We start from the raw sequence: 25,093 nt of genomic DNA, 5'->3' as shown, positions 1-25,093 counted from the left end.
CTGGCAGGGTCTTTCGGGGTGTGGCGTTGGCGACACGGGCCGTTTGGCGGCCGGACCGTCATGTGCGCCCGGATTTCGATGACATGGCCGACATGACGGGCGGTGCGGGCAGGGCTGATGTGGCGCAGATGACAGACGTGGCTTCTTGCGGCGCTCCAGCGTAGACGCATTTCGGGCGCGTCCGGCGGGTCATCCCTCTTGGTTCATCCCACAGTCAGCTGCCGTATTCCCTGGAGGGCTTGACAACTTTGCTGGCCACACAGGAAATTGACGCGCGTAGATATATCGGGAGCGGCACATCACCCGCAGATCTCACTGCCGCGCCCCTCTCCTTCCCCTCTCCCACACCGGAGTTCCTGCCCATGCGCTCCTCGCATCCCCGTTCCGCCGCCGTCGCGGCCCTCGTCGCCACCGCACTGGCCACCGGCCTGCTCGCGGGTTCCGCCGACGCGGCCGAAGGCGCCGTGTCCGCCGATCCGATACGCATCCACGACATTCAGGGCACCACCCGGATATCCCCGCTGAACGGCAAGCAGGTCACCGACGTCGAGGGCATCGTGACGGGCGTACGTACGTACGGCTCGCGCGGCTTCTGGATCCAGGACCCGGACGCTGACGACAACGACGCCACCAGCGAGGGCGTCTTCGTCTTCACCAACTCGGTCCCGACCGTCGCCGTGGGCGACGCGGTCAAGGTCACCGGCACCGTGGGTGAGTACATCCCCGGCGGTCTGACCTCCGGCAACCAGTCGGTCACCCAGATCTCCAAGCCGACGGTGACCGTGGTCTCCTCCGGCAACGCGCTGCCCGCGGCCACCGCGATCAACGAGTACACGGTGCCCGCCGAGTACGCCCCGGCCGGTGACCCGGCCGCCGGCGGCAGCGTCAACGGCCTGACCCTGGAGCCCGCGCGCTACGCCCTCGACCACTACGAGTCGCTGGAGGGCATGAACGTCAAGATCGGCACCTCCCGCGTGGTCGGCGCCACCGACCCGTACTCGGAGCTGTGGGTCACGGTGAAGGGCTGGGAGAACACCGCCAAGCGCGGCGGCACCATCTACGGCTCCTACGAGTCCCAGAACACCGGCCGCCTCCAGGTCCAGCAGCTGGCGCCCCTCGCGCAGCAGCCCTTCCCGGTGGCCAACGTCGGCGACAAGCTGACCGGCACCACCGAAGGCCCGCTGGACTTCAACCAGTTCGGCGGCTACACGCTGGTGGCCCGCACCCTCGGCACGGTCAAGGCGGGCACCCTCGCCCCCGAGAAGACCAAGCCGCAGGTCGAGCAGGAGCTCGCGGTGGCCACGTACAACGTCGAGAACCTCGACCCGACCGACCCGCAGGAGAAGTTCGACGCGCTGGCGAAGGCCGTCGTCGAGAACCTGGCCTCCCCGGACATCCTCGCCCTGGAGGAGATCCAGGACGACAACGGCGCCAAGAACGACGGCACCGTCTCGGCCGAGCAGACCATCGCCAAGTTCACCGCGGCCATCTCGGCCGCCGGCGGCCCGGCCTACCAGTGGCGGACCATCAACCCGGAGGACAAGAAGGACGGCGGCGAGCCCGGCGGCAACATCCGCCAGGTGTTCCTCTTCAACCCGGCGCGGGTCTCCTTCACCGAGCGCGCCCCGGGTGACGCGGTCACCGCGACGGGCGTGGCCAAGGTCGACGGCAAGGCCGCCCTGACCCACTCCCCCGGCCGCGTCGACCCCGCCAACCCGGCGTGGGCGGACAGCCGCAAGCCCCTCGCCGGCGAGTTCGCCTTCCGCGGCAAGCCGGTCTTCGTGATCGCCAACCACTTCGGTTCCAAGGGCGGCGACGAGGGCCTGACCTCGCACCACCAGCCGCCGGTCCGCTCCTCGGAGGCCAAGCGACTGCAGCAGGCGCAGGCCGTGAACGGCTTCGTGAAGCAGATCCTGGCGGAGGACAAGAACGCCAACGTCCTGGTCCTCGGTGACATCAACGACTTCGAGTTCTCGGCGACGACGGACGCGCTGGCGGACGGCGGCGCCCTGTACCCGGCGATCAAGTCGCTGCCGAAGGCGGAGCGCTACTCGTACGTCTACCAGGGCAACGCCCAGGTGCTGGACCAGATCCTGACCAGCCCGGCGATCAAGAAGTTCACGTACGACAGCGTGCACATCAACGCGGAGTTCGCGGCGCAGAACAGCGACCACGACCCGCAGGTGCTGCGCTTCCGCCCGTAACACCTCGGGTTCGAAGCCACAGGGGGTCCGGCCGCAGTCCAGACCGGACCCCCTGCCACAATTCCGGCCATGATCTTCCGTGAGGCCACACGCCAGGACCTGCCCGCCGTCCTCGCCCTCCTCGAGAACGAGGACGCGGTCGTCGACCCGGCCCGGATCGTGGTCGGAGAGGCGCACGAGCGCGCCTTCGCCGCGATCGCGGCGGACCCGCGCAACGAGCTGCTGGTCCTCACCGAGAGCACGGACGAAGCGGATGAAACGGACGAAGCGGTCGGCCCTGACGGCCCGGACGGGGTCGTCCTCGGCTGCCTCCAGCTGACGTACATCCCGGGCCTGGGCCAGAACGGGCTGGAGCGGGCGCTGGTGGAGGCGGTACGGGTCCGGGCGGACCGGCGGGGCGGCGGACTCGGCGCCGAGCTGGTGCGGCTGGCCGCCGAGCGGGCCCGCGAGCGCGGTTGCGGCCTGATCCAGCTGACCAGCAGCAAGCGGCGGACGGCCGCGCACCGGTTCTACGAGCGGCTGGGCTTCGCCCGCAGCCACGAGGGCTTCAAGCTGTACCTGGAGCCGTAACGGGCCCTTTCCGGGCAAGGTGGGGACTTTCGGCCCTGGCGTGACGCTCGACACATCTCCACCGAAACGACCCGTCGTGGTGTTGAGTATTTCCACGCCCGATCTTGTACCGGCTTGTACCGACCGCACTCCGGAGGATCCTCGTGTTCCCCTCCATCTCCCTCGCTCAGGAAACCGGCCTCGCCGTCCTGCTCGTGGCCGCGATCGTCTGGGTCACCGGCCTCGGCCACATGCTGCGGGACAACCGCCTCCACCAGCCGGAGCCGGCGGCCGCCGAGGGCCTGCCGATGATCCCGGCCCAGCGCGGCTCGGCCGCGCACCCGCTGGAGTCGGTGGAACTGACGGAGGCGGAAAAGCAGGCCTTCGCGGGCCTGATCCGCACCATCCCCCTGAACTGACGCCCCCGGCCCGAACACCGAGGGCCCATCACCCTCAGCCGCCAGAGTCCCCTGACCGTCGTCGTGGCGGTCGGCGAACTGGGGGTCGTCGCGATGGAGCAGCAGCTCCTCGCGGGAGGAGACGCCGAAGCATCGGGCGCCAGTGCGAGCGCCCTCCCGGCCGTGGTGGGGGCGTGGGAGGGCGCTCGTTCGGGACGGACGTCCACCACTCGTCGCGGCTCAGCCGCGGGCGAGGGCGACGGGACGTCAGTTGTGGCTGTGCAGGACCTCGTTCAGGCCGCCCCAGGTCGCCTTGTACGGGCGGGCCTCGACGGCGCCGGTGACCGAGTTGCGGCGGAAGAGGATGTTGTTGGCGCCGGAGAGCTCCAGGGCCTTGACGGTCTGGCCGTCCGGGAGGGTCACACGGGTGCCGGCGGTCACGTAGAGGCCGGCCTCGACGACGCACTCGTCGCCGAGCGCGATGCCGACGCCCGCCTCGGCGCCGATCAGGGTGCGCTCGCCGATCGAGATGATCTGCTTGCCGCCGCCCGAGAGGGTGCCCATGGTGGAGGCGCCGCCGCCGATGTCGGAGCCGTCGCCGACCACGACGCCCGCGGAGATGCGGCCTTCGACCATGGAGGTGCCGAGGGTGCCGGCGTTGAAGTTGACGAAGCCCTCGTGCATGACGGTGGTGCCCTCGGCGAGGTGCGCGCCGAGGCGGACGCGGTCCGCGTCGGCAATACGCACGCCCTTGGGGGCGACGTAGTCCGTCATCCGCGGGAACTTGTCGATCGAGGTGACCTGGAGGTGCAGGCCCTCGGCGCGCGCGTTGAGGCGGACGGTCTCGACCTGGTCGACCGCGACCGGGCCGAGCGAGGTCCAGGCGACGTTGGTGAGCAGGCCGAAGACGCCGTCGAGGTTCTGGCCGTGCGGCTTGACCAGGCGGTGGCTCAGCAGGTGCAGGCGCAGGTACGCGTCGTGCGCGTCGAGCGGCTTGTCCTCCAGGGAGGAGATGACCGTGCGGACGGCTACGACCTCGACCCCGCGGACCGCGTCCGTACGGATCGCCTTGGCCGCGGCGGCGCCGAGCAGTTCCACGGCCTGGTCGGCGGTGAGGCGCTCGGTGCCGGCCGGGCCGGGCTCGGCGACCAGCACGGGGGCGGGGAACCAGGTGTCGAGGACGGTGCCGTCGGCGGTGATGGTGGCAAGTCCGGCGGCGACGGCGCCGGTGGTACGCGTAGCAGTCATATCCGAAACCTAACCGGCGACGGCCTTCGGTTGCGAACCGGTCTCATGTGCCGGTCGCGCGGGTCGCGCCGCGCGCCGGGCGCGCCGGGCCTGCCGCGCGTGCGCCCCCAGCAGTACTGCTCCCGCCCCCGCCGCCAGCAGCGCGCACAGCGGCCACAGCAGTCCGGGCGCGGCCGAGTACAGGGCTCCGCCCAGGGCGGGGCCGACGACGACCCCGCTGACCGAGACCCCCGCGTACAGGCTCTGGAACCGCCCGATGGCGTGCTCGGGCGCCTGGTCGGCCACGTAGGCGGTGGCGGTGGTCTTGTAGAGGATCTCCCCGAGGCTCAGCAGGATCATCATCGTCACGGCGCTCGCGATCCCGGCCCCGAGCAGCAGCGCCGCGTACCCGGCCCCGACCAGGACCAGCCCGGTGCCGATGACCGGCAGCGCCGGCCGCTCGCGCAGGGCGACGGCGGCGGGCAGCTCCAGCAGGAGGATCACCCCTCCGTTGAGGGCGATGACGAGCCCGAAGGCGCGCGCGTCCAGCCCGTGGTCGGCGAGGAAGACGGGGAAGGTGGAGTACTGCTGGCGGTAGACGATGTCGGTGACCAGGATCGCGCCGAGCAGGAGCAGCACGGCGGGGCGGGCGCGCAGTTCGCGCCGGAGGCCGTGCTCCCGGCGGCCCGGACCCCCGTCCCGGGCCGCCGGGGATACCTCCCGCGCCCGGAGGGCTGCGCGGGAGGGTGTGCGGGTGGTGCCGCGGGCCGGGACGACCCGCGCGGTCCACAGGGCGAAGACGAGCGTGCCGATGCCGTCACCGACGAAGAGCCAGTCGTAGGAGAGGCCGGTGGCGATCAGGGCGCCCAGCGGCGGCCCGAGGGTGAATCCGCCGTTGGAGGCGCAGCGTACGAGGGCGAAGGCCTGGCGGCGGGCTCCTTCCGGGACGGTGACCGCGACGAGTACGGAGTTGGCGGCCCGGATCACGCCGGAGGCGTACTGGGCCACGGGCAGGGCCGCGTAGAGCAGCGGGGTGGGCAGCAGGGGGAGGACCGCCAGGGCGAGGCCGCCCAGGGTGGCGGCGGCGAGCAGCACCCGGCGGTGGCCGAAGCGGTCGCCGTACCAGCCGCCGGTGAAGTTGCCGGCGACCAGGCCGATGCCGCCGATGGCGGTGACGAGGCCGGCCTGGGCGGCGCCGAGACCACGGGGGCCGGTCAGGTAGAGGAAGACGAAAACGAAGGTGAAGCTGACGAGGGCGTTGACGAAGACCCCCGCAGCCAGCAGCCACACGACCCTCGGTATGTCCTTGAACCCCTGCAGCACACCCGTGTCCCCCACATCCGAACGAGTAAGTTCCCTTTGGGAACTGACTATGTCAGCATGACAGCCTTGGGTCAACGGACGAAGGAGTTCCCCATGGCCCAGCGCACACACCTCGGCGACGCGGACTGCGCCATCGCCCAGGCCCTCGATGTGGTGGGCGACTGGTGGACGCTGCTGATCGTGCGCGACGCCGCGCGCGGCGTGCACCGCTTCGACGAGTTCCAGCACGAGCTGGGGATGTCCCGCAAGGTGCTGGCCGAGCGGCTGAAGCTGCTCGTCGAGGCCGGGGTGCTGTCGCGCGAGCCGTACCAGGAACGCCCGGTGCGGCACGAGTACCGGCTGACCCCGCGCGGGCGGGGGCTGCTGCCCGTCCTGGTGGCCCTCCAGGACTGGGGAGACACCTGGATCCTGGGAGAGGGAGACATGACGGCGACGACCGGCGAGGCCTCGCGCGAGGCGGCACGGGTGCAGGCGCTGCGCGGCACGAGAGTGCCGCCGCTGCTGCTGCCGGACCGTTTCGGCGGGATCAGCGACCCGGTGGCGGACACCCCGTTCACCATTCTGTACTGCTTCCCGGGCGCGTACGCGCGCGCCGAGTCCTACCCGCCCGGCTGGGCCGGGATCCCGGGCGCCAAGGGCTGTACGTTCGAGTCGTGCACGTACCGCGACCAGCTCGCGGAGTTCACCGCGGCCGGCGCCACCGTGCACGGGGTGTCGGCCCAGCGGCCGGACGAGCAGCGGGAGTTCGCGGAGCAGGAGCGGCTGCGGTTCCCCCTCCTGTCGGACGCGGACCTGGCGCTGACGACCGCGCTGCGCCTGCCGACGTTCCGTACGGCGGGCACGAGCCGGATCAAGCGGTTGACGCTGGTCATCGACCGGGACCGCACGGTGCGCGAGGTGATCTACCCGATCCAGGACATCGAGGCGAGCGTGCGGACGGCCCTCGCGGCCGTCCGCACCGCTGCCGCGGGCGCGACCGCCGCCACGGGTACGACCGCCGTCGACACGACCGCTTCCACGGACACCACCGCCGCCGGCTCCACCGCCGCCGCGGACCCCGCTCAGTCCTGACGCAGGATCCGCCGCAGGACCTCGCGGGTGTACGCCTCGTCGTAGGCGGAATCCGTCAGCAGGACCTGCAGCCCGATCCCGTCCACGGCCGCCACCAGCGCCCGCGCCGTCACCGGGTCGGTCCGCGGGGCCAGCGCCGCCGCGACCGCATCGCACCACGCGGCCGCCACCGGCCGCAGTGCCGGGCGGCGCAGGGCCGCGAGGTAGAGCTCGTACTCCAGCTCCACCCGCCCCCGGTCCGCCGCCAGGAGCTCCCCGAGCAGGCGGGCCAGGGCCGGGGCGAGGTCCGCGTCCGGGTCGGCCAGGGCCACCGAACGGGCCACCGCCTGCGCGAAGCCCTCATTGGTCTGGCGCAGCGCGGCGACCAGCAGGTCGTCCAGCGTCTTGAAGTGGTACGTGGTCGACCCGAGCGGTACGTCGGCCTCCGCGGCCGCGCTGCGGTGGCTCAGCCCCGCGATGCCCTTGACGCCCACCACCCGGATCGCCGCGTCGATGATCCGCTGGCGCCGGTCCGGGTCGTAGCGCCGCCCGCCGGAGGGCATCAGTGGGCCCCGCCGAGGTTCAGCAGGACCACGCCGCCGATGACCAGGGCGATCCCGGCGATCTTGGCGGCGGTGGCCGCCTCCCCCAGGAACACCATGCCGATGGCGGCGATCGCCGCGGTGCCGACGCCCGCCCAGATGGCGTACGCCGTGCCGACCGACATCGACTTCAACGTCTGCGCGAGCAGGGTGAAGGCGATGGCGTACCCCAGCAGGGTGCCCAGCGACGGCCACAGCTTCGTGAAGCCGTCGCTGTACTTCATGGCGGTGGTTCCGGCGACCTCTGCGGCGATGGCCGCGGCAAGCATCACATAGGGCATGCGTACAACTGTACACATCGTTGCGTACGCCCGTACGCAACGATCGGGTATCAGCCCAGCGTGAACCAGGCCGCCCGGGCCTTCTTCCACTCCGCGTGCGTCAGGTCCTTGGCCTCGCCGCCGTCCCCGTACAGGTCCGCGGAGCCGCTGTCGGTGATCAGCTGCACCCGGGCGCCCGCGACCGACAGGTCCGGCACCTCCACGATGGCCTCCCAGCCGCCGGGGTCGGTGGTCGGCAGGTCCGCGCGCTTGACCGGCGCGTGGCCGGGAACGCCGTCCCACTGGTAGAGGGCGTACGGGTCGGAGTTGTCGTCCGCGGCCCAGGAGCCGGCCAGGATCAGGTACTGCCCGGCGGCGTTCTTGCGGAGGTCGCGGACGGAGAGCCCGCCGAGGTCCAGCTCGATGCCCGCCCCGAAGGTGGCCTTGGCCCCGCTCGCGAGGACCTGGTCGAAGTTGGTGACCGGCACGATCAGGGCCTTGCCGCCCGGCACGACCGGCGCCAGCGGGGCCCGGAAGCCCAGGTAGGCGGTGGTGGTCGAGCCCGGCGCGAACTCCAGGCCCTCCACGTTGAACCCGTCGATCTGCTTCGGCGCCTCCCCGGCCGCGGTGCCCACCGCGAAGCCGTACTTGTTCCCGTTCGCCTTGTCCCAGGCCACCAAGTCCTCGCGGAGCTTCTTGTACGAGCGCCCGTACGCCAGCTGCGCGGTCGAGCCGGAGCCGCTCACCGTGGTGGTGAAGACCGTGTTCCGGGGCGTCTTGTACTCGCCGTCCTTGTTGTTGCCGAGCGAGCCCGTCCAGTAGATGGTGTTGCCGATCCGGGTCGCCCCCTCGATGTCCACCTCCTTGCTGACACCGAGCTGCGAGCTGAAGTCCCAGGTCTTCACCGGGGCGCCCGAGCGGGAGCGGTCATACAGGCGCAGCACATTGGACTCGTCGTCGGCGACCACGGCGTAGCCCCCGCCGACGTCCACAGCGGCCGAGGCGTCGGCGGACCCGGTGAGGTACCGCGCGTCGGCCGGATTCTGCACGGCCGCCGAGGCCGCGTAGTACAGCGTCCTGGTGGCGGTCTTGCCGCCCAGTCCGCTCACCTTGACGGTGAGGTTGGTGTACCCGCGGCCGCGCGCGGCGACGGCCAGCTGCCGCACCGCCCCGGCGCCGGTGACGCTCACGTCCCCGGTCCCGGCGACCGAGGCCTTGCTCGACGCGGACGCGCTGACGGTGAGCGCGGACGCGTCGGCCCCGCTCTGGCCGACGGTGACGTTCACGACCGGGTCCCCGACCGCCCCGACGGCCCCGGAGAGGTAGGACGCGGACAGGGCGATCGTCGGCGTCCCGTACGTCACGGCCTGCGCGGGCGCGGTCAGCGCGGCAACCAGCAGGGCGGCGGCGCCGGCGGTCCCGGCGGCGAAACGAACGGTCACGGTGGGTCCTCTCGTCCACGGCGCCACGTCGTGGCGGCCGTCGAGAAGATTCGGCCACGGTGGACAACTGCGGGTGCACACCACCCGTCCACCCGGAGAACAGCGTTCCGGAAAACGCGAAGGGCCCCCGGCACGATGTGCCGGGGGCCCTTCGTCATGCTGTGGTCAGACGTTGAAGCCGAGTGCGCGGAGCTGCTCGCGGCCGTCGTCCGTGATCTTGTCCGGGCCCCACGGCGGCATCCAGACCCAGTTGATCCGGAGCTCGCTCACGATGCCGTCCGTCGCCGACTTCGCCTGGTCCTCGATGACGTCCGTCAGCGGGCAGGCCGCCGACGTCAGCGTCATGTCGAGGGTGGCGATGTTCGCGTCGTCGATGTGGATGCCGTAGATCAGGCCCAGGTTGACGACGTCGATGCCCAGCTCGGGGTCGACCACGTCGTAGAGGGCCTCGCGGACCTCCTCCTCGGTGGCCGGCTTGATCGACGCCTCGGGCGTCGCGTTCTCGGTCATGCCGTCTTCCTCTCCGCGCCGCCCAGAGCCTGGGCGGTCGCGTCCTTCCACGCCATCCAGCTCAGCAGAGCACATTTCACACGAGCCGGGTACTTGGAGACGCCGACGAACGCGACCGCGTCCTCCAGCACCTCCTCCATGGCCTCGTCGGGCTCGATCTTGCCCTTGGACTGCATCATCTCCAGGAAGACTGCCTGGATCTTCTGCGCCTCGGCCAGTTCCTTGCCCACGAGCAGCTCGTTCAGTACGGACGCGCTGGCCTGGCTGATGGAGCAGCCCTGGCCCTCGTAGGAGACGTCGGTCAGCGTCTCGCCGTCGTACTTCACGCGCAGCGTGATCTCGTCACCGCACGTCGGGTTGACGTGGTGCACCTCGGCGTCGCCGTCGCGCAGGCCACGCCCGTGCGGGTGCTTGTAGTGGTCCAGGATCAATTCCTGGTACATCGAATCCAGCTTCACTGCGTCCTCGTCGCCTCGTCCGTCAGCCGAAGAAGTTCCGTACGTGCTCCAGCCCGTCGATCAGCGCGTCGACCTCGGCCGGAGAGGAGTACAGGTAGAAAGACGCTCGCGTCGTCGCAGGAATTCCGTAGCGCAGGCAGACGGGGCGCGCGCAGTGGTGTCCCACGCGGACCGCGATGCCCTGCTCGTCCAGCACCTGGCCGACGTCGTGCGGGTGGATGTCGCCGAGGACGAAGGAGATCGCGGCGCCGCGGTCCTCGGCCGTGGTGGGGCCGATGATCCGCAGGTCGGGCACCTCTGCGAGGCGCTTGATCGCGTACTCCGTGATCGCGTGCTCGTGCGCGGCGATCTTGTCCATGCCGATCGCGCTCAGGTAGTCCACGGCCGCGCCGAGGCCGACGGCCTGGGCGATCGGGGGCGTACCCGCCTCGAACTTGTGGGGCGCCGGGGCGTAGGTCGAGGCGTGCATCGACACGGTCTCGATCATCTCGCCGCCGCCGAGGAACGGGGGCAGGTCCTCCAGGAGCTCCTGGCGGCCCCAGAGCACGCCGATGCCGGTCGGGCCGCACATCTTGTGGCCGGTGAAGGCCACGAAGTCGGCGCCGAGCGCCTGCACGTCCAGCGGCATGTGCGGGGCGGCCTGGGAGGCGTCGATCAGCACGAGGGCGCCGACGTCCTGGGCGCGCCGGACGATCGCCTCGACCGGGTTGACCGTGCCCATGATGTTGGAGACCAGCGTGAAGGAGACGATCTTCGTCTTCTCCGTGATGACCTCTTCGATGTTGGACAGGTCGAGCCGGCCGTCGTCGGTGAGGCCGAACCACTTCAGCTTCGCGCCGGTGCGCTGCGAGAGCAGCTGCCACGGCACGATGTTGGAGTGGTGCTCCATCTCCGTGATGGCGATCTCGGTCTCGCGGTCGACCCGGTAGGGCTCGTCCGCCCAGCCGAGCATGTTCGCGACCAGGTTGAGCGACTCCGAGGCGTTCTTGGTGAAGATCACCTCGTCGCGGCTCGGCGCGTTGATGAAGGCGGCGACCTTGTCGCGAGCGCCCTCGTACAGCGCCGTGGCCTCCTCCGCGAGCACGTGCACGCCACGGTGGACGTTGGCGTTGTGCTGCTCGTAGTACTCGTTCAGCGCGTCGAGCACCTGGCGCGGCTTCTGGGAGGTCGCCGCGTTGTCCAGGTAAACGATCTTCTTCCCGTCGTGGACCACACGATCCAGCAGGGGGAAGTCCTTGCGGATCGCCTCGATGTCGAGGAGGCCAGGCAGCTGTGTCACGCGGTCGCGCCACCCTTCACGTACTTGTCGTAGCCCTCGGCCTCCAGCTGGTCGGCGAGCTCGGCGCCACCGGACTCGGCGATACGGCCGTTCGCGAACACGTGCACGAAGTCGGGCTTGATGTAGCGCAGGATGCGCGTGTAGTGCGTGATCAGCAGGGTGCCGACCTCGCCGGTCTCGCGGACCCGGTTGACGCCCTCGGAGACGATGCGCAGCGCGTCGACGTCGAGGCCGGAGTCGGTCTCGTCGAGGATCGCGATCTTCGGCTTCAGGAGCTCCAGCTGCAGGATCTCGTGGCGCTTCTTCTCACCGCCGGAGAAGCCCTCGTTGACGTTGCGCTCGGCGAAGGCCGGGTCCATGTGGAGCTGCTCCATCGCGGACTTGACCTCCTTCACCCAGGTACGCAGCTTCGGCGCCTCGCCGCGGATGGCGGTGGCCGACGTACGCAGGAAGTTGGAGACCGAGACACCGGGGACCTCGACCGGGTACTGCATCGCGAGGAAGACGCCGGCGCGGGCGCGCTCGTCGACGGACATCTCCAGGACGTCCTCGCCGTCGAGGGTCACGGTGCCACCGGTGATGGTGTACTTCGGGTGACCGGCGAGCGAGTACGCCAGGGTGGACTTGCCGGAGCCGTTCGGACCCATGATGGCGTGGGTCTCACCCTGCTTGACGGTGAGGTCGACGCCCTTGAGGATCTCGCGGGCGCCGGTCGCCGAGTCACCAGTCTCGACAGAGACGTGCAGGTCGTGGATTTCAAGCGTTGCCATGGATACCTCAGGACTCCTGGGTGAGGGAGACGAGCACGTCGTCCCCTTCGATCTTTACGGGGTATACGGGTACGGGGCGCGTCGCCGGCAGACCCGAAGGCTTGCCGGTGCGCAGGTCGAAGGCCGACCCGTGCAGCCAGCACTCGATCATGCAGTCTTCGACCTCGCCCTCCGAGAGCGAGACGTTCGCGTGCGAGCAGATGTCGTTGATCGCGAACACCTCCCCCTCGGTGGAGACGATGGACACCGGCGTGCCGTCGAGTTCCACCCGCTTGGGGGTGTTCTCCTCCAGCTCGCTGAGCGCACAGGCCTTGACGTAATTCATCAGACGGAACCCTGGAGCTCGGTCTCGATCTTGGCGAGCAGGCGCTCCTCGATGTCGTCGACACCGATCTGCTGGACGAGCTCGGCGAAGAAGCCGCGGACGACCAGGCGGCGGGCCTCGTCGGCCGGGATGCCACGGGCCTGCAGGTAGAAGAGCTGCTCGTCGTCGAAGCGACCGGTCGCGGAGGCGTGGCCGGCGCCGACGATCTCGCCGGTCTCGATCTCCAGGTTCGGCACCGAGTCGACCCGCGCGCCGTCCGTGAGGACGAGGTTGCGGTTCATCTCGTAGGTGTCGGTGCCCTCGGCGGTCTTCTCGATGAGCACGTCACCGATCCAGACGGCGTGGGCGTCCTGGCCCTGGAGCGCGCCCTTGTAGACCACGTTCGACTTGCAGTGCGGCGCGCTGTGGTCGACCAGGAGGCGGTGCTCCTGGTGCTGGCCGGCGTCGGTGAAGTACAGGCCGAAGAGCTCGGCCTCGCCGCCCGGGCCGGCGTAGCTCACGCGCGGGTGGAGGCGGACGAGGTCGCCGCCGAAGGTGATCACGATCGACTTGAAGGTCGCGTCGCGGCCGACCAGCGTGTTGTGCTGGGAGACGTGGACGGCGGTGTCGTCCCAGTCCTGCACCGACACGACGGTGAGCTTGGCGCCGTCGCCGACCAGGAAGTCGACGTTGGCGGCGCGCACGCCGTCACCGGTGTGGTCGATGACGATGACGGCCTCGGCGAAGGCCTGCACGTCGAAGACCGTGTGGCCGAAGGTGGTGCCGCCCTCGCCGTGCAGCGCGAGGCGCACCGGCTCGGTCAGGACCGTCTCCTTGGGCACGGTGACGACCGTGGCCTTGGCGAAGGACGAGAACGCCTGGGCGGCGATCCGGTCCACCGGGGTGCCGGCCTTGCCGATGCGCGCGTCGCCGCGCTCCACCGACTCCACCGTGACGCCCTCGGGCGCGTCGATCTGGGCCTTGATGGTGCCGTCGGCGACCGCGGTGCCGTCGTGCAGGCCCTTGAGGCGGGCGAGCGGGGTGAACCGCCACTCCTCCTCGCGGCCGTTCGGAACCGGGAAGTCCGCCACGTCGAAGGACGGGGGCGCACTCATCCGGGTGGCAACGGTGGACTCGGCGGCCACCGCGATCGCGCCGGCGGTGGTCGAACCCGCCGGAATGTTCTGAGCCTCAGCCATGGCTGTCGTCTTGCTCACTCTCTTTAAAGAACACTGCCTACGTCAAAGGATGTGCGGCGGGGGATGCCGCGCGGTCGGGGGTCAGCCGACCGATCCCTCCATCTGCAGCTCGATCAGCCGGTTCAGCTCGAGGGCGTACTCCATGGGCAGCTCACGCGCGATGGGCTCGACGAAGCCGCGCACGATCATGGCCATCGCCTCGAACTCCGTCAGACCGCGGCTCATCAGGTAGAAGAGCTGGTCGTCGGAGACCTTGGAGACCGTGGCCTCGTGGCCCATGGAGACGTCGTCCTCGCGCACGTCCACGTAGGGGTACGTGTCCGAGCGGGAGATGGTGTCGACCAGGAGCGCGTCGCACAGCACGTTGGACTTGGAGCCGTGGGCGCCCTCGCCGATCTCGACCAGGCCTCGGTAGGAGGTCCGGCCGCCGCCTCGCGCCACCGACTTGGAGACGATGTTCGAGGAGGTGTACGGCGCCATGTGGACCATCTTGGAGCCGGCGTCCTGGTGCTGGCCCTCGCCCGCGAAGGCGATGGACAGGGTCTCGCCCTTGGCGTGCTCGCCCATCAGGTAGACGGCCGGGTACTTCATGGTGACCTTGGAACCGATGTTGCCGTCGATCCACTCCATGGTCGCGCCCTCATACGCCACGGCGCGCTTGGTGACCAGGTTGTAGACGTTGTTCGACCAGTTCTGGATCGTCGTGTAGCGGCAGCGGCCGCCCTTCTTGACGATGATCTCGACCACGGCGCTGTGCAGCGAGTCCGAGGAGTAGATCGGGGCGGTGCAGCCCTCGACGTAGTGGACGTAGGCGTCCTCGTCGACGATGATCAGCGTCCGCTCGAACTGGCCCATGTTCTCCGTGTTGATACGGAAGTAGGCCTGGAGCGGGATGTCGACCTTCACGCCCTTGGGGACGTAGATGAAGGAGCCGCCGGACCACACTGCGGTGTTCAGCGACGCGAACTTGTTGTCGCCGACCGGGATGACCGTGCCGAAGTACTCCTGGAAGAGCTCCGGGTGCTCCTTGAGCGCGGTGTCCGTGTCGAGGAAGATGACGCCCTGCTCCTCCAGGTCCTCGCGGATCTGGTGGTAGACGACCTCGGACTCGTACTGGGCCGCGACACCGGCGACGAGGCGCTGCTTCTCCGCCTCCGGGATGCCGAGCTTGTCGTACGTGTTCTTGATGTCCTCGGGCAGGTCCTCCCACGAAGCGGCCTGCTTCTCGGTGGAACGCACGAAGTACTTGATGTTGTTGAAGTCGATGCCCGAGAGGTCGGAGCCCCAGTTGGGCATGGGCTTCTTGCCGAACAGCTTCAGGCCCTTGAGGCGGAGGTTGAGCATCCACTCCGGCTCGGACTTCTTCGCCGAGATGTCGCGGACGACATCTTCGGACAGACCCCGCTTGGCAGCGGCACCGGCCGCGTCGGAGTCGGCCCAGCCGTATTCGTAGGTGCCCAGGCCATCGAGCTCAGGGTGAGCGATCTCCGTGGTCATGCGGGGTTCCTCCCGGCCGTACGTGCAGATACTGATGTGTCGGTCTGTGTGGTGCTCGCGCTACGCGGAATGAACGTCGTGCACACCCCATCGCCGTGGGCGATCGTGGCGAGGCGCTGCACATGGGTCCCGAGCAGGCGGGAGAAGACCTCGGTCTCCGCCTCGCACAGCTGCGGGAACTGCTCGGCGACGTGCGCGACCGGGCAGTGGTGCTGGCAGAGCTGTTCACCGCTGTGCGGACCGGGAGCGCTCTTCGCCGTAGCAGCGTACCCGTCCACGGTCAACGCCCTGGCAAGGGCCTCCGCGCGCTCCTGCGGGGCGACGGCCTCGACGGCTTCCCGGTAGGCCTGCGCCTGCGCTTCCATCCGCGCCCTGGCGAAGGCGGCGACGGCCACTTCGCCCTGCTCGCCGCCGCCGACCGACTGCGCGATCCAGCGCAGGGCGTCCGCGGCGAGCGTGTCGTAGGACTGTTCGAAGGCGTCGCGACCGCAGTCGGTGAGCGCGAAGACCTTGGCGGGCCGACCCCGGGTGCGCGCACCGTACACACGCTGCTCACGGGGTTCGACCACGTCGTCGGTGACGAGCGTGTCGAGGTGGCGGCGGACGGCGGCCTGGGTGAGGCCGAGGCGCTGGGCGAGGTCGGCGACGGTGGACGGACCGTGGTCCAGGATCGAGCGCGCCACCCGGTTGCGGGTTGACCGCTCCCCGGTGCCGAGCTCCCCCTGGGGGGTGTCGATCTGCCGTTCGCCGTATTTCACAACGCCATTGTTGCGTAAATAACCGAGCGGGGACAAGCCGTGACGGACGCCACCCCTGGTGGCCTCCATCACTAAGGGTTACCTAATTTATCGACGGAGAGTTATTCGGAGGGCAGTGTTCCGCAAGCTCCCCGAGCGCTCCCGCTTGGCCGCACCCGGCTCCCACCAGGGCACCTGCCCTTTCGGACCGCCCCGGCGCGATCGCCATCGGATTCCGCAAAAGATCACTGAAAGACGCCGGTGCGATCAGGGCCAGGAGACTGAAAAGAACCGTATTCGCGATACCGCGTTCGAATCCCACGGGCATCAAGGGCCCCCGACCCCGCAACCCGCGCCCCCTCCCTGGGCTCCGTAGACTCACCCCTCATGAGCAACGACCCCGCCGTGGAGATCCGCGGACTGGTGAAGCGGTACGGCACCAAGACCGCGGTGGACGGACTGGACCTCACCGTCCGGAGCGGCTCCGTCACCGCGGTCCTCGGTCCCAACGGCGCGGGCAAGACGACCACGGTGGAGACCTGCGAGGGCTACCACCGCCCCGACGCCGGCACCGTCCGCGTCCTCGGCCTCGACCCGGTCGCCCGCGCCGAGGCCCTGCGCCCGCGGATCGGCGTGATGCTGCAGTCCGGAGGCGTCTACTCCGGAGCCCGCGCCGTCGAGATGCTGCGCCACATGGCCAAGCTGTACGCCGACCCGCTCGAGGTCGACCCCCTGGTGGAACGCCTGGGCCTCGGCAGCTGCGGCCGCACCCCCTACCGCCGGCTCTCCGGCGGCCAGCAGCAGCGCCTCGCCCTGGCCATGGCCGTCGTGGGCCGCCCCGAGCTGGTCTTCCTGGACGAGCCCACAGCGGGCCTGGACCCCCAGGCCCGCCGCGCGACCTGGGACCTCGTACGGGAACTGCGCGGCGACGGGGTCACCGTCGTCCTCACCACCCACCACATGGACGAGGCCGAGCAGCTCGCCGACGAGGTCGCCATCGTGGACGCGGGCCGGGTCATCGTCCACGGCAGCCCCGAGCAGCTGTGCCGGGGCGGCGCCGAGAACACCCTGCGCTTCACCGGCCGCCCCTCCCTCGACCTCGCCTCGCTCCTGAAGGCGCTGCCCGACGGCACCGAGGCCGCCGAGCTCACCCCGGGCGTCTACCGGGTCACCGGCGACGTCCACCCCCAGCTGCTGGCCACCGTCGCCTCCTGGTGCGCGCAGCACGGCGTGATGCCGAGCAGCCTCACGGTCGAGCGGCACACCCTCGAGGACGTCTTCCTCGAACTCACCGGTAAGGAGCTGCGCGCATGAGCGCCGGTACGTTCACCCCCAGCCCGGGGGCCGCGCCCGTGTCCCGCATGATCCTCGCGCAGACGGCGCTGGAGACCCGGATGCTGCTGCGCAACGGGGAGCAGCTGCTGCTGACCGTGATCATCCCGGCGCTGCTGCTGACCCTCTTCTCGGCCGTGGACATCATCACCGTGCCGGTTCAGGAGGGGGGCGGCGGGAAGTCCGTGGACTTCCTCGCCCCCGGGATCCTGGCGCTCGCCGTGATGTCCACGGCCTTCACCGGCCAGGCCATCGCCACCGGCTTCGACCGCCGCTACGGGGTCCTCAAGCGGCTCGGGGCCTCCCCCCTGCCGCGCTGGGCCCTGATGGCCGCCAAGACCTTGTCGGTGCTGGTCACCGAGGTGCTGCAGATCGCGCTGCTGACCGTGATCGCCCTCGCCCTGGGCTGGTCCCCCCAGGGCGACCCGCTGTCGGTCGCCGCGCTGATCCTGCTGGGCACCGCCGCCTTCTCCGGCCTCGGGCTGCTGATGGCGGGCACCCTCAAGGCCGAGATGACCCTGGCCGCCGCCAACCTGGTCTTCCTGCTGCTGCTGGTCGGCGGCGGGGTGATCGTGCCGCTGGAGAAGTTCCCGGACGCCGCGCAGTCCGTACTGGGGCTGCTGCCCATCGCGGCCCTGTCCGACGGGCTGCGCGAGGTGCTCCAGCACGGGGCCGCGCTCCCCTGGGCCGACGCGGCCGTACTCGCGGGCTGGGCCGTACTCGGTCTGGGCGCCGCCGCGCGGCTCTTCCGCTGGGAATGAAATCCCTCCCCTCGCGGCGGCGATGCCGCGAGGATGGCCCCCTCACACATGAAGCCGGGGGGCGGACATGGTGCAGTGGGAGGCCGTTCTACGGCTGGACGATCAATGGGCACGCGTGCGGTCGGGGGACGGGCACACGGAGCCCGCGGAGCGCGATCGGCTCCTCGACGAGCTGATCGGCGCCCTGCGCCCGCTCGGCGACGACCCGCGGTGCACGGCCCTGCTCGGGCTGCGCCTGGCCGACCGCGCCGCCCTGCGGTTCGCCGCCGGCGACCGCGCGGGCGCCCTCGCCACGATCGAGGAAGGGCTGCGCAGCTCCGAGCGCGCGGCCGGACACTCCCCCGAGTTCGCCCGCTGGTACGCCCGCGGGCTGATCAACCACGGGGTCTGGCTGGCCTGGCCGCTGAGCGACGGGGCCCGGCTGCCGAAGCATCCGCTGAGGCCGGCCGCCGGGGAGGGGCCGAGCGCGATGGAGCGGGCTGCCGGTGAACGCGCCCGCGACCTGACGCGGACCGCCGTGGAGGTCTGGGCGGCACTGGACCAGGGGGATCCGGTCAACCGGCGGGGCCTGGCGCAGGCCAAGGTGTTCCTCGGGGACCGCCTCGCCGAGCTGGGATTCGCCGAGGAGGCCGTGGCCTGGGCCGTGGCCGCCGAGTCCGACTTCCGGCAGCTGCTGCTCGCGAACCCTGCCGCCGAGGAGGCCGGGGAAGCCGAGGAGGCCCTCGACCACATCGGCCGCCAGCTGGAACTGCGCCTGCGCTTCCTGCCCTTCGACTCCCTGGTGGGCCTGCGCGCGCAGGGGCTGCTGCCCGAACGGCTGCTGCCCCGGGCCGTGGTGGCCGCCCGCATCCAGGGGACGCGGGAGACCGCGATCGCGGCCGGCCTGGGTCTCGACGCCGAGCAGGTGCGCACGATGCTGGAGGTCACCCCGTGGATCGCGGTGTGGCGCATCGAGGTGCGCGGACCTGACGGCCTGTGGAACGTAATGGAACATCCCTGGCACAGCGCCACAGAAGTAAGGAATCGAACAGCCAAGGACATAGTGGGCGAATTACTACCCGGCTTCGCCGATTCGGCGGAGTACCCGGGCGACGGCGTCCCTTGGCGCATCCTGCTGTGGTGGCACGAGGAGGGCGACCCCGCGGCCGCGAAGTACCGCCTGGTCATCGGTCCCGACGCCGCCACGGGCACCCCCTCGTGAAACTTTGCACAAGGGGTCGCCTACGATATGGGGCGTGTTGAACCCCCTCGCCCACATCGCCAGCCGCTGGACCCCGTCACCCCGGACCGTCCAGCGGGCCGCACTCGCCGCGCTCGTCATGAGCGTGGTCATCGTCGTCACCGGCGGCGCGGTACGGCTGACCGGATCCGGTCTCGGCTGCGACACCTGGCCCAAGTGCACCGACGACAGCCTGCTCGTGACGCAGGAGCAGGGCTTCCACGGCGCCATCGAATTCGGCAACCGCATGCTGACCTACGTGCTCAGCGCGGCCGTCGGCTGGGCGATCATCGCCGCCCGCTCGGCCAAGCCCTGGCGGCGCTCCCTGACGAAGCTCGGCTGGGTGCAGTTCTTCACCGTGATGGCGAACGCCGTACTGGGCGGCATCACCGTGCTGACCGGGCTCAACCCCTACAGCGTGGCCGGGCACTTCCTGCTCGCCACCGCGCTGATCACCGTGACGACGCTCACCTGGCAGCGCACCCGCGAGGGCGACGGCGCCCCCAGGCCGCGCGCACCCGGGCCCGTGCGCAAGCTGTCGTGGGCGCTGCTCGCGACCACCCTCGTCCTGATCGCGGCCGGCACCGTCGTGACCGGCTCCGGTCCGCACGCCGGTGACAGCAGCGAGATCAGGCGCATGCCCTTCGACTGGGACACCACCGCCCACGTGCACGCCGTCGCCGCCTGGGTGGTGTGCGCGCTCGGCGTCGCGATGTGGCTGGTCCTGCGTGTCGTGGACGCTCCCGCCGACACCCGGGCGCGCGCCCGCGACCTGCTGGTCGTCCTGCTCGCCCAGGGCGCCATCGGCTACGTGCAGTACGCCACCCAGGTCCCCGAGGCCCTGGTCGCCGCCCACATGCTGGGCTCCTGCCTGGTGTGGATCGCCGTACTCCGGGTCGCGCTGAGCCTGCGCGAGCGGCCGGCCGAGCAGGCGGAGATCCCCTCGCAGGGCGACCCGCAGCTCTCCGCCGTCTAGTCCCCCTCCAGGCGGTAGACGCGGCGGGCGTTGCCCGCCGCGACCATGGCCGCCACCCGTTCCGCGTCCCGCCAGGACCAGGAGCCCTCGGCGACCCATCCGCCCAGCACCCGGCCCAGCGCCTCACGGAACACCAGGGCGCCCACCGCGTGCAGTTCGGGCAGGTGCCGACCGCCGCTGGAGAACAGCACCTTCCCGAACGGCGCGAACTCCAGCAGTTCCGCCAGGGCCGCCGCCGCCCGCGCCCCGCTCGGCCCGAGGGCCGCGCCCGTATCGGCGTAGACGTGCGGGAAGGCGGCCGCCAGCTGCGCCGTACGGCGGTGGTGCGGGTATCCGCCGAGCAGCACCAGCCGCGCCCCCGGGCCGGCGGTGGCCCGTAAGAACCCGGTCAGCGGAGCCGAATCGGGCGCGGCCGTGTGCAGCTGGAGCGGCAGCCCGGACGCCACCGCGCTCCACAGCAGGTGGGCCAGGAGCACGGGGTCCCGTACGGCTTCGCCCCGCGCCCGCCCGGCCAGCCACCGCCCGGCCGCCCCGCGTACCGCCCCGGGACCCGGCGGCTCGGGCGCGACGGCCGGGGTGTCCGCACCGCCGAAGGCCGTGGCGCAGGTGAAGGCCGTGGCCCCGGCGGCGGCATGGTGGACGGCCTCGGCGAGATTGGCGAGGAAGGCACCCACCGTTGCGGAGGTGTCGGCGACCTGCTCGGCCAGCAACTCCAGCCGGACGGCCTCGAAGGCCTCGGCGTCCGCGGCGAGCGCCAGTTCCTTGGGGCCGGTGAGGTCCCCGGTCACCCCGGTGTCGACCAGGTAGGCGGCGACGCCGGATCCCCTCAGCAGCCGCCGCGCGGTCTCGGCCGCGCCCAGCTCGCGCCGCCGCGCCAGATACCGGGCGGGCGCGGCGTGCGGTTCCAGCCCCAGCAGCGGCGGGCACCAGCGGCGCACCGCGAAGCCGGTCTGCGTGTCGAAGAAGGTGGTGCCCGCGGCGGGCGGGCCGGCCGAGCGCATCAGCTGGGCCTCGAAGGTGCCCAGGCCCAGCTCCGTACGGAGTACTCCGTGGCAGGACTGGTCCACCAGGGGCGGCGTTTCGATCATCCGGGCATCCCGTTGCGGACGTGAGGAAGGGGCTTCCACACGTCCTAACGGGTGAGCGGGGTGTGAGGTGTTGCTCGGGCTGTTGACCGAAACGGCACTCCCGCGGCACTCCCGGGTCCCGCGGAGGCGATCCGGGGCTCAGGCCGCGGGGTTCTCGGGTCCGCCGATCTGGATACCGGCCATCCGCGACCACTCGTACGGGCCCGTGCGCACGCGCGCGGCGAACTCCCCGTCGAACTCGTCGTGAAGGGTCAGCCCGGCCTTCTCGGCGGCCAGCTGCGCCACCGCGTAGGTGGGGGCCACCAGATCGCCCCAGCCGCCGTCCGTGCCCACGAGCACGATCCGGGTGCCGGCCTGGCCGATGTGGGCGAGCTGGCCCTCGGCGCCGCCGTGCTCCTTGGCGAACGCGCCGATCTGCTTGGCCAGCTTCGCGGCCCTGCGGTCCTGCTTCTTCTCCGCGGCGCCTGCTGCGGCGGCGGCGCCCGCGGTCTCTTCGGTGTCTCCCATGGAAAGCATGCTACCGGCGAGTAATCAGCGGAGGAAGGGATCCACGGCCACCGCCACGAACAGCAGCGACACATAGGTGATCGACCAGTGGAACAGCCGCATCTCCTTGAGCTTCCCGCCCGTGAGACCGGCCTTGGCGCGTGCGTGCAGCGCGTGCGCCTCCCACAGCCACCAGCCGCCGGCCGCCAGCGCGACCGAGGTGTAGAACCAGCCGGTGTACCCCAGCGGGGTCAGCAGCAGCGAGACCGCCACCATCACCCAGCTGTAGAGGACGATCTGGCGCGACACGGCCGTGGCGCCCGCCACGACGGGGAGCATCGGCACGCCGGCGCGCGCGTAGTCGTCCTTCACCTTCATCGACAGCGGCCAGTAGTGCGGCGGCGTCCAGAAGAAGATGACGAGGAAGAGGATGACCGCGGCCCAGGAGACCGAGTTCGTGACGGCCGACCAGCCGATCAGCACCGGCATGCAGCCGGCGATGCCGCCCCAGACGATGTTCTGCGCGGTGCGCCGCTTCAGCAGCATCGTGTAGACCACGACGTAGAAGAGGAGCGCGCCGAGCGACAGCGCCGCCGACAGCCAGTTGACGAGCAGGCCGAAGAACAGGGTCGAGACGACCGCGAGGGTGAGGCCGAAGGCCAGGCACTCACGCGGGCTGACCATGCCGGTCACCAGCGGGCGCTGCGAGGTCCGGTCCATCAGCGCGTCGATGTCGCGGTCGATGTACATGTTCAGCGCGTTGGCGCCGCCCGCGGACAAGTAGCCGCCGAAGCAGGTCACGAGGACCAGCCACAGCGACGGCACACCCTGCTCGGCGAGGAACATCACCGGCACTGTGGTGATCAGCAGAAGTTCGATGATCCGCGGCTTGGTCAATGCCACGAAAGCCATGACGCGGGTCCCGAGCGGCCGCTGACCGGGGCTCGTCCCGAGCACCCCCGCTGGACGGGATTCGACGGCCGTCACGCACACCCCTGAGAGAGAATCCAGCAAGCTCGGACCCGGACCGCCCAGAACATGAAGGCCCGGTTAAGGCTTGCGCGTACCACGCCACTGTAGACGTTGCGCTTACGTCGCCCTGCGCCGGGGTCGCTTCGTGTTGGGCCGATCGGACCGTGCATATATACGGGGCACAGGCCACGCCGAACACCCGTGGGCGGGTGAACAGGTACCGGCGGCGCGGTGACGGACTGCCTGCACTCGAATAGCTGCACGCCGTTGCGGGGGTAGGCTCGCAATCGCGCCGGTGCACCGTTCGTCACCGGGATTCATACATGTGGAGAGGAGCCCTGACCCACGGTGAGCACCAAGCCGACCACCACAGAGCTCGAGTGGACCGAACTGGACCAGCGGGCCGTCGACACCGCCCGCATCCTGGCCGCTGACGCGGTCCAGAAGGTCGGAAACGGCCACCCCGGTACGGCGATGAGCCTGGCCCCCGCCGCGTACACCCTCTTCCAGAAGGTGATGCGGCACGACCCGGCGGACCCCGAGTGGGTGGGCCGCGACCGCTTCGTGCTCTCCGCGGGGCACTCGTCCCTGACGCTCTACACCCAGCTCTACCTCGGTGGGTTCGGGCTGGAGCTGGACGACCTGAAGGCCTTCCGCACCTGGGGCTCGAAGACCCCCGGTCACCCGGAGTACGGCCACACGACGGGCGTCGAGACCACCACCGGCCCCCTCGGCCAGGGCATCGCCAACGCGGTGGGCATGGCCATGGCCTCCCGCTACGAGCGCGGCCTGTTCGACCCGGAGGCCCCCCAGGGCGCCTCCCCGTTCGATCACATGATCTACGCCGTCGCGGGTGACGGCTGCCTCCAGGAGGGCCTCTCCCACGAGGCGTCCGCGCTGGCCGGCCACCAGAAGCTCGGCAACCTCGTCCTGCTGTGGGACGACAACCACATCTCCATCGAGGGCGACACGGAGACGGCCGTCTCCGAGGACACCCTGGGGCGCTACGAGGCCTACGGCTGGCACGTCCAGCGCGTCGCGCAGCAGGAGAACGGCGACCTCGACCCGAAGGCGCTGTTCGCGGCCCTCCAGGCCGCCAAGGCCGAGACCGGCAAGCCGTCCTTCATCGCGGCCCGCTCGATCATCGCCTGGCCCGCCCCGCACGCCCAGAACACCGAGGCCGCCCACGGCTCGGCGCTCGGCGACGACGAGGTCGCGGCCACCAAGCGCGTGCTCGGCTTCGACCCGGAGCAGACCTTCGAGGTCGCCGACGAGGTCATCGCCCACACCCGCAAGGCCCTCGACCGCGGCCGCGAGGCCAAGGCCGGGTGGGAGAAGGAGTTCTCCGCCTGGCGCACCGCCAACCCGGAGCGCGCCGCCGAGTTCGACCGCATCAACGCCAACGAGCTGCCCGCGGGCTGGGAGGACAAGCTCCCCGTCTTCGAGCCCGGCAAGGGTGTCGCCACCCGCGCCGCCTCCGGCAAGGTCCTGGGCGCGCTCGGCGCGATCATCCCGGAGCTGTGGGGCGGCTCGGCCGACCTGGCCGGCTCCAACAACACCACCATCGACAAGGACTCCTCGTTCCTGCCGGTGGGCAACCCGCTGCCGGAGGCCGACCCGTACGGCCGCACCATCCACTTCGGCATCCGTGAGCACGCCATGGCCGCGGCCATGAACGGCATCACCCTGCACGGCCACACCCGCATCTACGGCGGCACCTTCCTGGTGTTCTCCGACTACATGCGCAACGCCGTCCGCCTGTCCGCGCTGATGCACCTGCCGGTGACGTACGTGTGGACGCACGACTCCATCGGTCTCGGCGAGGACGGCCCGACCCACCAGCCGGTCGAGCACCTCGCCTCGCTGCGCGCCATCCCGGGTCTCAACGTCGTCCGCCCGGCCGACGCCAACGAGACCGCCATCGCCTGGCGCGAGATCCTGCGCCGCCACACCAAGGTCTTCGGCAAGGGTGCCCCGCACGGCCTCGCGCTGACCCGCCAGGGTGTGCCGACGTACGAGCGCAACGAGGATGCCGCCAAGGGCGGGTACGTCCTGTTCGAGGCCGAGGGCGGTCCGGCGCAGGTCCTCCTCATCGCCACCGGTTCCGAGGTGCACGTGGCCGTCGAGGCCCGCGAGCAGCTCCAGGCGCAGGGCGTGCCCACCCGGGTCGTCTCGATGCCGTCCGTCGAGTGGTTCGAGGAGCAGGACCAGGAGTACAAGGACAGCGTCCTGCCGCCGTCGGTGAAGGCGCGCGTCGCGGTCGAGGCGGGCATCGGCCTGACCTGGCACCGCTACGTCGGCGACGCCGGCCGGATCGTCTCGCTGGAGCACTTCGGTGCCTCGGCCGACGCGAAGGTGCTCTTCCGCGAGTTCGGCTTCACCCCCGAGCACGTCTCGGCCGCCGCCAAGCAGTCCCTCGAAGCCGCTGCGCGCTGACGCCCGGTCCGGAA

The 25,093-nt window shown here is 70.9% G+C and carries 25 protein-coding genes; 9 read left to right on the top strand and 16 right to left on the bottom strand.

Annotation, left to right across the window (positions count from 1 at the left end; all coding sequences use genetic code 11):
* Positions 1 to 362 precede the first annotated feature (362 nt).
* The 3 genes from ACIQZO_RS02745 (at position 363) to ACIQZO_RS02735 (ending at position 3,172) form a co-directional block, all read left to right on the top strand.
* Positions 363 to 2,204: an endonuclease/exonuclease/phosphatase family protein gene (locus tag ACIQZO_RS02745; RefSeq protein ID WP_403618919.1), complete on the top strand. Its 1,842-nt coding sequence runs from the start codon at positions 363 to 365 to the stop codon at positions 2,202 to 2,204.
* A 69-nt stretch (positions 2,205 to 2,273) separates the two neighbouring features.
* The gene (locus tag ACIQZO_RS02740; RefSeq protein WP_403618916.1) at positions 2,274 to 2,774 is read left to right on the top strand and encodes a GNAT family N-acetyltransferase; all 501 of its coding nucleotides are present in this window, start codon (positions 2,274 to 2,276) and stop codon (positions 2,772 to 2,774) included.
* 143 nt (positions 2,775 to 2,917) lie between these two features.
* Entirely contained in the window at positions 2,918 to 3,172 is a 255-nt protein-coding gene (locus ACIQZO_RS02735) for a hypothetical protein (protein WP_403618913.1), read from the top strand.
* Between the two features lie 246 nt (positions 3,173 to 3,418).
* Here the strand turns inward: ACIQZO_RS02735 and dapD are convergent, their stop codons facing one another.
* Together dapD and ACIQZO_RS02725 are read right to left on the bottom strand one after the other, a co-directional pair.
* A complete protein-coding gene (gene dapD / locus ACIQZO_RS02730) occupies positions 3,419 to 4,399 on the bottom strand; it encodes a 2,3,4,5-tetrahydropyridine-2,6-dicarboxylate N-succinyltransferase (RefSeq protein WP_403618910.1) in 981 nt (326 codons plus the stop codon).
* Positions 4,400 to 4,408: 9 nt separating this feature from the next.
* Positions 4,409 to 5,698 carry an MFS transporter gene (locus ACIQZO_RS02725; RefSeq protein WP_403619254.1) on the bottom strand — a complete coding sequence of 430 codons (1,290 nt, stop codon included), beginning with the start codon at positions 5,696 to 5,698 and terminating at the stop codon, positions 4,409 to 4,411.
* A 96-nt stretch (positions 5,699 to 5,794) separates the two neighbouring features.
* Between ACIQZO_RS02725 and ACIQZO_RS02720 the strand changes: the two genes are divergently transcribed.
* Positions 5,795 to 6,772, top strand: coding sequence for a winged helix-turn-helix transcriptional regulator (locus ACIQZO_RS02720; protein ID WP_403618907.1), 978 nt, complete (start codon positions 5,795 to 5,797; stop codon positions 6,770 to 6,772).
* Here the strand turns inward: ACIQZO_RS02720 and ACIQZO_RS02715 are convergent.
* The 11 genes from ACIQZO_RS02715 to ACIQZO_RS02665 all read right to left on the bottom strand — a co-directional run bounded on the left by ACIQZO_RS02715 (position 6,763) and on the right by ACIQZO_RS02665 (position 15,830).
* Positions 6,763 to 7,314, bottom strand: coding sequence for a TetR/AcrR family transcriptional regulator (locus ACIQZO_RS02715; protein ID WP_403618904.1), 552 nt, complete (start codon positions 7,312 to 7,314; stop codon positions 6,763 to 6,765). The two genes, ACIQZO_RS02720 and ACIQZO_RS02715, sit on opposite strands and share 10 nt — an antisense overlap.
* Positions 7,314 to 7,634: a multidrug efflux SMR transporter gene (locus ACIQZO_RS02710; protein WP_030720338.1), complete on the bottom strand. Its 321-nt coding sequence runs from the start codon at positions 7,632 to 7,634 to the stop codon at positions 7,314 to 7,316. The genes ACIQZO_RS02715 and ACIQZO_RS02710 overlap by 1 nt, the downstream gene beginning before the upstream one ends.
* A gap of 50 nt (positions 7,635 to 7,684) precedes the next feature.
* Entirely contained in the window at positions 7,685 to 9,055 is a 1,371-nt protein-coding gene (locus tag ACIQZO_RS02705; protein ID WP_403618900.1) for a DUF3616 domain-containing protein, read from the bottom strand.
* Positions 9,056 to 9,220: 165 nt separating this feature from the next.
* The gene (locus ACIQZO_RS02700) at positions 9,221 to 9,565 is read right to left on the bottom strand and encodes a metal-sulfur cluster assembly factor (protein ID WP_030009139.1); all 345 of its coding nucleotides are present in this window, start codon (positions 9,563 to 9,565) and stop codon (positions 9,221 to 9,223) included.
* On the bottom strand, positions 9,562 to 10,023 hold the full coding sequence (sufU, locus tag ACIQZO_RS02695) for a Fe-S cluster assembly sulfur transfer protein SufU (protein ID WP_030009138.1): 462 nt from the start codon (positions 10,021 to 10,023) through the stop codon (positions 9,562 to 9,564). Before sufU ends, ACIQZO_RS02700 begins: the two co-directional genes overlap by 4 nt.
* Before the next feature lie 22 nt (positions 10,024 to 10,045).
* Positions 10,046 to 11,302: a cysteine desulfurase gene (locus ACIQZO_RS02690; RefSeq protein ID WP_189973804.1), complete on the bottom strand. Its 1,257-nt coding sequence runs from the start codon at positions 11,300 to 11,302 to the stop codon at positions 10,046 to 10,048.
* On the bottom strand, positions 11,299 to 12,072 hold the full coding sequence (sufC, locus tag ACIQZO_RS02685; RefSeq protein WP_403618895.1) for a Fe-S cluster assembly ATPase SufC: 774 nt from the start codon (positions 12,070 to 12,072) through the stop codon (positions 11,299 to 11,301). Before sufC ends, ACIQZO_RS02690 begins: the two co-directional genes overlap by 4 nt.
* Positions 12,073 to 12,079: 7 nt before the next feature.
* Entirely contained in the window at positions 12,080 to 12,397 is a 318-nt protein-coding gene (locus tag ACIQZO_RS02680; protein ID WP_030009135.1) for a bifunctional 3-phenylpropionate/cinnamic acid dioxygenase ferredoxin subunit, read from the bottom strand.
* A complete protein-coding gene (sufD, locus tag ACIQZO_RS02675) occupies positions 12,397 to 13,575 on the bottom strand; it encodes a Fe-S cluster assembly protein SufD (RefSeq protein WP_403618892.1) in 1,179 nt (392 codons plus the stop codon). The genes ACIQZO_RS02680 and sufD overlap by 1 nt, the downstream gene beginning before the upstream one ends.
* Before the next feature lie 81 nt (positions 13,576 to 13,656).
* A complete protein-coding gene (gene sufB, locus ACIQZO_RS02670; protein WP_403618889.1) occupies positions 13,657 to 15,072 on the bottom strand; it encodes a Fe-S cluster assembly protein SufB in 1,416 nt (471 codons plus the stop codon).
* Positions 15,069 to 15,830, bottom strand: coding sequence for a helix-turn-helix transcriptional regulator (locus tag ACIQZO_RS02665; protein WP_403618886.1), 762 nt, complete (start codon positions 15,828 to 15,830; stop codon positions 15,069 to 15,071). The genes sufB and ACIQZO_RS02665 overlap by 4 nt, the downstream gene beginning before the upstream one ends.
* Before the next feature lie 366 nt (positions 15,831 to 16,196).
* On the opposite strand from ACIQZO_RS02665, the gene ACIQZO_RS02660 reads away from it, so the two are divergent.
* The 4 genes from ACIQZO_RS02660 to ACIQZO_RS02645 all read left to right on the top strand — a co-directional run bounded on the left by ACIQZO_RS02660 (position 16,197) and on the right by ACIQZO_RS02645 (position 20,097).
* The gene (locus tag ACIQZO_RS02660) at positions 16,197 to 17,123 is read left to right on the top strand and encodes an ABC transporter ATP-binding protein (RefSeq protein ID WP_403618883.1); all 927 of its coding nucleotides are present in this window, start codon (positions 16,197 to 16,199) and stop codon (positions 17,121 to 17,123) included.
* Entirely contained in the window at positions 17,120 to 17,902 is a 783-nt protein-coding gene (locus ACIQZO_RS02655; RefSeq protein WP_403618880.1) for an ABC transporter permease, read from the top strand. The genes ACIQZO_RS02660 and ACIQZO_RS02655 overlap by 4 nt, the downstream gene beginning before the upstream one ends.
* Positions 17,903 to 17,969: 67 nt before the next feature.
* The gene (locus tag ACIQZO_RS02650; RefSeq protein ID WP_403618877.1) at positions 17,970 to 19,103 is read left to right on the top strand and encodes a hypothetical protein; all 1,134 of its coding nucleotides are present in this window, start codon (positions 17,970 to 17,972) and stop codon (positions 19,101 to 19,103) included.
* Between the two features lie 4 nt (positions 19,104 to 19,107).
* Positions 19,108 to 20,097 (top strand): heme A synthase, encoded by a 990-nt coding sequence (locus ACIQZO_RS02645; RefSeq protein WP_403618874.1) that lies wholly within the window; start codon positions 19,108 to 19,110, stop codon positions 20,095 to 20,097.
* On the opposite strand, the gene ACIQZO_RS02640 is transcribed toward ACIQZO_RS02645, so the two are convergent.
* The 3 genes from ACIQZO_RS02640 to ACIQZO_RS02630 form a co-directional block, all read right to left on the bottom strand.
* Positions 20,094 to 21,185: an amidohydrolase gene (locus tag ACIQZO_RS02640; RefSeq protein ID WP_403618871.1), complete on the bottom strand. Its 1,092-nt coding sequence runs from the start codon at positions 21,183 to 21,185 to the stop codon at positions 20,094 to 20,096. The genes ACIQZO_RS02645 and ACIQZO_RS02640 overlap by 4 nt on opposite strands.
* Before the next feature lie 138 nt (positions 21,186 to 21,323).
* The gene (locus tag ACIQZO_RS02635) at positions 21,324 to 21,692 is read right to left on the bottom strand and encodes a hypothetical protein (RefSeq protein ID WP_403618868.1); all 369 of its coding nucleotides are present in this window, start codon (positions 21,690 to 21,692) and stop codon (positions 21,324 to 21,326) included.
* 24 nt (positions 21,693 to 21,716) lie between these two features.
* The gene (locus tag ACIQZO_RS02630) at positions 21,717 to 22,658 is read right to left on the bottom strand and encodes a heme o synthase (protein ID WP_403618865.1); all 942 of its coding nucleotides are present in this window, start codon (positions 22,656 to 22,658) and stop codon (positions 21,717 to 21,719) included.
* 333 nt (positions 22,659 to 22,991) lie between these two features.
* Here ACIQZO_RS02630 and tkt point away from each other — a divergent pair, with 333 nt between their 5' ends.
* Positions 22,992 to 25,079 (top strand): transketolase, encoded by a 2,088-nt coding sequence (gene tkt, locus ACIQZO_RS02625; protein ID WP_403618862.1) that lies wholly within the window; start codon positions 22,992 to 22,994, stop codon positions 25,077 to 25,079.
* The last annotated feature ends 14 nt before the right edge of the window (positions 25,080 to 25,093 follow it).

This window comes from Streptomyces sp. NPDC097617, from assembly GCF_044761485.1.
In the GTDB taxonomy this organism is placed as follows: domain Bacteria; phylum Actinomycetota; class Actinomycetes; order Streptomycetales; family Streptomycetaceae; genus Streptomyces.
This window is presented reverse-complemented; position numbering and strand designations above follow the sequence as displayed.